The following is a 6,695-nucleotide window of genomic DNA, read 5'->3' as shown; positions in this document are numbered from 1 at the left end:
GGCCCCCCCCCCCCCCCCCCGCCCCGGCGCCCCACCCCCCCACCGCCTCCCTCGTCCGGACCGTCACCTCGGCCACGTGGCCGTGCGGACGCACCTGATCCGATCCGCGCCGCCGGCCCGTGGGGCAGGTGGGGGCGTCGACGCACCGTCCGGATGGAGAGGTGAGACGGCAGCAGGCGGGGTCGAGGGGCGCGCGCGGTCGTGGCGGGTCTGGCGGGAGCGCGCGAGGGACGAGCGCGCGGATGGAAGACCGCGCGCGCCCCTCGATGTCGCCGTCAGCCAGCGCACCACCCTCCACCGCCCTCAGCCCGCAGCGCGTCCGCTCCGGACGCCGTCGTCGAACGAGGTTCAGGACGAAGGTGGCGTGGCGACGGTGAGGCGGACGGTGCCGGGGTCCGGGAGCGGGGGAGCGCCGTCGGCGTCGGGGTCGACCGTGGACCAGGTGGGGTCGGTGCGGGTCCAGCGGTGGTCCGCGACGTCGACGGAGACGACGTGGGTCGCGTCGGCGGAGGCGACGGCCCACTGCGCGACCGCCCAGGCCGCCCGGTCCGCGCCGTCCTCGCCGGACGCCGTCGGGAGCGTCGTGGTGTCGACGACGACGGTGTCGGGGGAGGGTCCGTCCTGGAGCGTGACGCCCAGGTCGCCGAGGTCGCGCGTGAGACGCTCGAGCAGGGGCGTGGCGGGGTCGTCGTCGGCCGGCGGGAGCTCGTCGTCGGCCACCGGCGCGAGGTCGCACGTGAGGGAGGCGGGGGACCAGCCCGTCAGGGCCGAGGCCCAGGCGCGCGAGCGGGTCTCGTGCTGGGCGTACGCGTCGGGGAAGGCGGAGCGCTGCACCGTCTGGGCGGCGACGGTGACCTCCATGTCCTCGTAGCCGTCGACGGTCTCGAGCACGTCGTAGAACGCGTTGGTCGAGTAGACGGGGTCCATGATCTGCTCGACGGTGCCCCAGCCCTGCGACGGGCGCTGCTGGAACAGGCCCACGGAGTCGCGGTCGCCGTAGTCGATGTTGACGAGGCGCGACTCCTGGAGCGCGGTGGCGATCCCGATCGTCGCGGCGCGGGCGGGCAGGCCGCGGCGTTGCGTCGTCGCGACGACGAGGGCGGCGTTGTCGGCCTGCGTCGTGGACAGGTACCAGGTGCGGCCCTCGGCGGTGGCGGCGCAGCGTTCCGCGACGGGGGCGTCGTCGTCCAGGCGGTCGAGCGCGACGACGACGCCCCCGGCCGCGACGGCCGTCACGGTGAGGAGGGTGACGGCGGTGCGCAGCGGGCGGCGCCGCCGGCCGAGCCGGGCGTCGGTCCGGGGGTGGCCGGCGCGGGTCGGGGGCATCGTCGCCGCTCCTGGACGGGTACGGTCAGTTGGCGTGCAGCGCGGCGTTGAGCTCGACGCCCGCCCCGGTGCGCGACACGGCCTCGACGCCGCCGGTGACGGAGTTGCGCCGGAACAGCAGCCCGGGCTGCCCGGCGAGCTCGCGCGCCTTGACGACGACGGGGGCGCCGTCGTCGGTGCTCTGCCCGACGACCGTCACCTTGGTCCCGGCCGTGACGTACAGGCCGGACTCGACGACGCAGTCGTCCCCGAGGGGGATGCCGAGGCCGGCGTTGGCGCCCAGGAGCGACCTGCGGCCCACGGAGATGACCTCGCGCCCGCCGCCGGAGAGGGTGCCCATGATCGACGCGCCGCCGCCGACGTCGGAGCCGTCTCCCACGACGACCCCGGCGGAGATGCGACCCTCGACCATGGACGTGCCGAGCGTGCCGGCGTTGAAGTTGACGAAGCCCTCGTGCATGACGGTGGTGCCCGCGGCGAGGTGCGCGCCGAGCCGCACGCGGTCCGCGTCGGCGACGCGGACGCCCGAGGGCACGACGTAGTCGACCATGCGGGGGAACTTGTCGACGCCGAGCACGGTGACGGTGCGGCCCGCGGCGCGCAGCCGCAGGCGCGTGTCCTCGAACCCCTCGACGGCGCACGGGCCGTGGTCGGTCCACACGACGTTCGCGAGGACGCCGAAGATCCCGTCGAGCGCGAGCCCGTGCGGGGCCACGAGCCGGTGGGAGAGCAGGTGCAGGCGCAGGTAGGCGTCGGCCGTGTCGGCCGGCGCGACGTCGAGGTCGATCTCCGTGCGGACCACGACGACGTCCACGCGCCGCACGTCGTCACGGGTCGCCAGGGCCTCCAGGTCGGCCGGTGCGGTGCTGCCCTCGGGCGCCGCGCCGAGCGCGGGGGCCGGGTACCAGACGTCGAGCACCGTGCCGTCGTCGGTGACGGTGGCGAGGCCGAAGCCCCAGGCGGTACGCGGCGCGGTGGCGGCCGCGGCGGCGGTCGCGGGGGTCGCAGAAGTCATGGCGCCCACCCTATCCGCCGCCGGTAGGGTGCTGGGGTGACGTCCTCCACGACCGGGCCCGACACCGGCAGCGCTCAGGGAAGCACCACCGGGCTCGACCTCGGCGGCGACCTCCTCGCGCTGTTCCGGACGATCTGCGACGTCCCGTCCGTGAGCGGGGACGAGCGTGCCCTCGCCGACGCCGTCGAGTCCGCCCTCCGTGCGTGCGCGCACCTGGAGGTCCACCGGGACGGGGACACCGTGGTCGCGCGCACGACCCTCGGCCGGGACCGGCGCGTCGTCGTGGCCGGGCACCTCGACACCGTCCCGCTCACCGACCCGCCCAACCTGCCGACGCGCGTCGTCGGCGAGGGGGACGCGGCCGAGGTGTGGGGCCGGGGCACGGTCGACATGAAGGGCGGGGTCGCGGTGGCGCTCGCGCTCGCGGCCGAGCTCGTGGAGCCGGTGCAGGACGTCACGTGGATCTTCTACGACAACGAGGAGGTCGCCGCGGACCTCAACGGCCTCGGTCGGCTCGCACGGCACCGGCCCGACCTGCTCGCCGGCGACTTCGCGATCCTCGGCGAGCCCACCGCGGCGGGGATCGAGGGCGGGTGCAACGGGACGCTGCGCGCGGAGGTGCGCGTGCCCGGCGTGACGGCGCACTCCGCCCGGTCCTGGATGGGGCACAACGCGATCCACGCGGCGCACGAGGTGCTGGACCGGCTCGCGGCCTACGTGCCCGCCCAGGTCGAGGTCGACGGGCTCGTCTACCGCGAGGGTCTCAACGCGGTGGGGGTCCGTGGCGGGATCGCGGGCAACGTCGTGCCCGACGAGTGCGTCGTCACCGTGAACTTCCGCTTCGCGCCGTCTCGTTCGGTCGACGAGGCCGTGCAGCACGTCGTGGACCTGTTCGCCGGGTTCGACGTCACGGTGACCGACGCCGCGCCGGGCGCCCGGCCGGGGCTGGACGACCCCCTCGCGGCCGAGTTCGCGGCGAGCGTCCTCGCCGTCACGGGCGGGGCGCCCGCGCCGAAGTACGGGTGGACCGACGTGGCGCGGTTCGCCGAGCTCGGCGTGCCGGCGGTGAACTTCGGGCCCGGGGACCCGCTCCTCGCGCACAAGGACGACGAGCGCTGCCCCGTCCGCGAGCTGGACCTGTGCCGACGCGCGTTGCGCGCGTGGCTCGGAGGCGTCGGCGCGGCATAGGCTCGACCGCATGACCGACACGACGCGCGCCGACGGTTCCGACGAGGGGATGCCGCAGAGCGGTACCGGCTACCGGAAGGGTCCGGTGCTCCTGCGGGGCAGCCAGATCCCCCGCCAGACCACGGACCAGCGGCTGCTGGACTCGAGCCAGAGCGCGGACTGGGTGCACAGCGACCCGTGGCGGGTCATGCGCATCCAGAGCGAGTTCGTGGAGGGCTTCGGCGCGCTCGCGGAGCTCGGCCCGGCGGTCTCCGTCTTCGGCTCGGCGCGCACGCGGCCGGACCACCCGGACTACGCCCTCGCCGAGGAGGTGGGCCGGCGGCTCGTCGAGGAGGGGTTCGCGGTCGTCACGGGTGGTGGCCCGGGCATCATGGAGGCGGCGAACAAGGGCGCCGCCGAGGCGGGCGGCACGTCCGTGGGGCTCGGCATCGAGCTGCCGTTCGAGCAGGGCATGAACCCGTACGTGAACCTCGGCGTGAACTTCCGCTACTTCTTCGCGCGCAAGACGATGTTCGTGAAGTACGCGCAGGGCTTCGTCGTCCTGCCCGGCGGCTTCGGCACGTTCGACGAGCTGTTCGAGGCGCTCACCCTCGTCCAGACGCACAAGATCACCGAGTTCCCGCTCGCCCTCATCGGCACGGACTACTGGGGCGGGCTGCTCGAGTGGGCGCGCACCGCCGTCGTGGACCGCGGCATGATCAACCCCGCCGACCTCGACCTCGTGCACCTGTGCGACGACCCGGCCGAGGCCGTGGCGTACGTGTGCGAGCGCGGCGCGCAGCTGCGCGCCGAGGAGCAGGAGGCGGCCGCGGCGCTCGCGGCCGACCAGCAGCGCGCCGCCGGCGTGCGCTGATCCCCGTGCGGGTCGACCTGCCGCCTCCGGCCGTGCCGCCCGCCGGGACCCCGCTGGTGCTGCGCGGCCGCGTGCTGGAGAAGCCGGCGGTCATGGCGATCGTCAACCGGACGGACGACTCGTTCTGGGCCGGTGCCCGCACCCTCGACGACGGGCAGGCGATGGCGGCCGTCGCCCGTGCCGTCGCGGAGGGCGCGGAGATCGTCGACGTCGGGGGCGTGCGCGCCGGGGTCGGGCCGCAGGTCACCCCGGCGGAGGAGATCCGGCGGGTCGTCCCGTTCGTCGCCCGGGTCCGCGAGGAGTTCCCCGACCTGCTCGTCAGCGTGGACACGTGGCGGGCGGAGGTCGCGCACGAGGCCGCGCTCGCGGGGGCGGACCTGCTCAACGACACGTGGGCCGGGCACGACCCCCGCCTCGTCGAGGTCGCCGGAGAGCACGGGGTCGGGGTGGTCTGCTCCCACACCGGGGGCGCGACGCCGCGCACGGACCCGTTCCGCGTGGACTACCCGGCCGGTCCCGGCGCCGCGGACCCGCGCGACGGCGTCGTGCAGGACGTCGTCGCGACGGTGCTCGCCGCGGCCGAGCGGGCCGTGGCGTGCGGGGTCCCGCGCGGCTCGGTGCTCGTGGACCCGACGCACGACTTCGGCAAGAACACGTGGCACTCCCTGCACCTGCTCCGCCGCACGGACGTGCTCGCGGGTCTCGGCTTCCCGGTCCTCATGGCCCTGTCCCGCAAGGACTTCGTGGGGGAGGCGCTCGACCTGCCGGCGGACGAGCGCCTCGAGGGGACGCTCGCGGCCACGGCGGTCGCGGCGTGGCTCGGCGCCCGCGTGTTCCGCGCGCACGACGTCGCGGCGACGCGCCGCGTGCTCGACCTCGTCGCGGTGGTGCGGGACGAGGAGCCGCCCGCGGCGGCGACGCGGGGCCTCGCGTGAGCCCGCCCGCGCCCGTCGCGTCCACGGGCCGGGCCCGCACCGGGCGGCACGTCACCGCCCGGGTCGTGCGGCCGGCGTCGTGGCCCTGGTGGGTGCAGGCTCTCGCGGTCTACGCCGCGGCGCGCGCGGTGAGCGCGGTGATCCTCCTCGCGGTGGCCCGCGTCCAGGAGGAGAATCTCTGGACCGCGGCGTCGCCGTCGTACCTCGCCTACGTGGCGAGGATGTGGGACGGCTCCTGGTACGAGCAGATCTTCGACGCGGGCTACCCGACGACCCTGCCGGTCGGGCCGGACGGCGTGGTCCAGCAGAACGTGTGGGCGTTCTTCCCGCTGTTCCCCCTCCTGGTCCGGGCGCTCGACGTCGTGACGGGCCTGGGCTGGGACGTCCTGGCCCCGACGCTCGCGCTCGTGTGCGGCGGGGGCGCGGTCGTCGTGGTCCACCGCCTCGTCGCGACGGCGGGCGCCGCGGCGGTGGAGCGACGGCCCGGTCTGCCGCTGGCGACGGTGCTGCTCGTGAGCGTGTTCCCGTCGAGCCCGGTGCTCCAGGTCGCGTACACCGAGTCGCTCGCCCTGCTGCTCGTCGCGTCCTCGCTGCTGCTCCTGGCGCGCCGGCGGTACGGCTGGGCCGCCGGGACCGTGCTGCTGCTCGGCCTGACGCGAGCGGTCGCGCTGCCCATGGCCGCCGTCGTGCTGTGGCACGGCGTCGTCCGGTGGCGCCGGGGGGACCTGCGCCTGCCCGACGCCGCCCGGCTCGCCGCCCTGTTCTTCGTCGCCCTGGGCAGCGGCCTGCTCTGGCCGTGGGTGTGCGGCCTCGTCACGGGCGTGCACCAGGGGTACTTCCGCACGCAGGAGGCGTGGCGCGGCGGGGCGGACGTGGTGCCGTTCGTGCCGTGGGTGGACGTGTCGCGCTGGCTCTTCGGGGGAGCCGGGCCGTGGCTGCTGGTCCTCGTCCTCCTCGTCGTCGCGGCGCTCGTGCTCAACCCGGTCGCAGCGCGGCTCGGTCCGGAGATGCACGCCTGGTCGGGTGCCTACGTCGGCTACCTGGTGGCGGCGATCCAGCCGGGGACGTCGCTCGTGCGCTTCCTCCTCCTCGCGTTCCCGCTCGCCGCCGTGACGGTGGGGTGGACCCGCTCGCGCTGGTGGGTCGCCGCCGTCTGCGTGGTCTTCCTCGCCGGTCAGGTGTGGTGGGTGCACGAGCTGTGGCGCCTCGTCCCGCCGTCGGGCTGGCCGCCGTGACGCCCGAGATGTCGGTGCGGGTGAACTAGACTGTCCGGCGGGCGTCGTCTCAGGTCGGGCGCGCGTCCGGGTGGCGCTGCGCCTGCCCGGGCTCGGTCGGGCCTGCGGGCCGAAGGCCCCTCCTCGCGCACGCGGGGCGGATC

The 6,695-nt window shown here is 75.8% G+C and carries 6 protein-coding genes; 4 read left to right on the top strand and 2 right to left on the bottom strand.

Going from position 1 to position 6,695, the window contains the following annotated elements:
• Positions 1-348: 348 nt before the first annotated feature.
• Positions 349-1,326: a hypothetical protein gene (locus LGQ04_RS08120; protein WP_229243193.1), complete on the bottom strand. Its 978-nt coding sequence runs from the start codon at positions 1,324-1,326 to the stop codon at positions 349-351.
• 25 nt (positions 1,327-1,351) lie between these two features.
• The gene (dapD, locus tag LGQ04_RS08115) at positions 1,352-2,341 is read right to left on the bottom strand and encodes a 2,3,4,5-tetrahydropyridine-2,6-dicarboxylate N-succinyltransferase (RefSeq protein ID WP_229243192.1); all 990 of its coding nucleotides are present in this window, start codon (positions 2,339-2,341) and stop codon (positions 1,352-1,354) included.
• Positions 2,342-2,377: 36 nt separating this feature from the next.
• Between dapD and dapE the strand changes: the two genes are divergently transcribed.
• From dapE to LGQ04_RS08095, 4 genes are read left to right on the top strand one after another with little or no spacing between them, the layout of a single operon-like run.
• Positions 2,378-3,529 (top strand): succinyl-diaminopimelate desuccinylase, encoded by a 1,152-nt coding sequence (dapE, locus tag LGQ04_RS08110; protein ID WP_372470011.1) that lies wholly within the window; start codon positions 2,378-2,380, stop codon positions 3,527-3,529.
• Between the two features lie 10 nt (positions 3,530-3,539).
• Entirely contained in the window at positions 3,540-4,382 is an 843-nt protein-coding gene (locus LGQ04_RS08105; protein WP_229243191.1) for an LOG family protein, read from the top strand.
• A gap of 5 nt (positions 4,383-4,387) precedes the next feature.
• Positions 4,388-5,317, top strand: a complete 930-nt coding sequence (folP, locus tag LGQ04_RS08100) for a dihydropteroate synthase (RefSeq protein WP_229243190.1) — start codon at positions 4,388-4,390, stop codon at positions 5,315-5,317.
• Positions 5,314-6,552, top strand: coding sequence for a hypothetical protein (locus tag LGQ04_RS08095; RefSeq protein WP_229243189.1), 1,239 nt, complete (start codon positions 5,314-5,316; stop codon positions 6,550-6,552). Before folP ends, LGQ04_RS08095 begins: the two co-directional genes overlap by 4 nt.
• Positions 6,553-6,695 lie beyond the last annotated feature (143 nt).

The organism is Cellulosimicrobium marinum, from assembly GCF_020551945.1.
In the GTDB taxonomy this organism is placed as follows: Bacteria; Actinomycetota; Actinomycetes; order Actinomycetales; family Cellulomonadaceae; genus Cellulosimicrobium; species Cellulosimicrobium marinum.
Note: the sequence above shows the minus strand (reverse complement) of the source record. Positions and strands in the feature narration are given on the sequence as shown.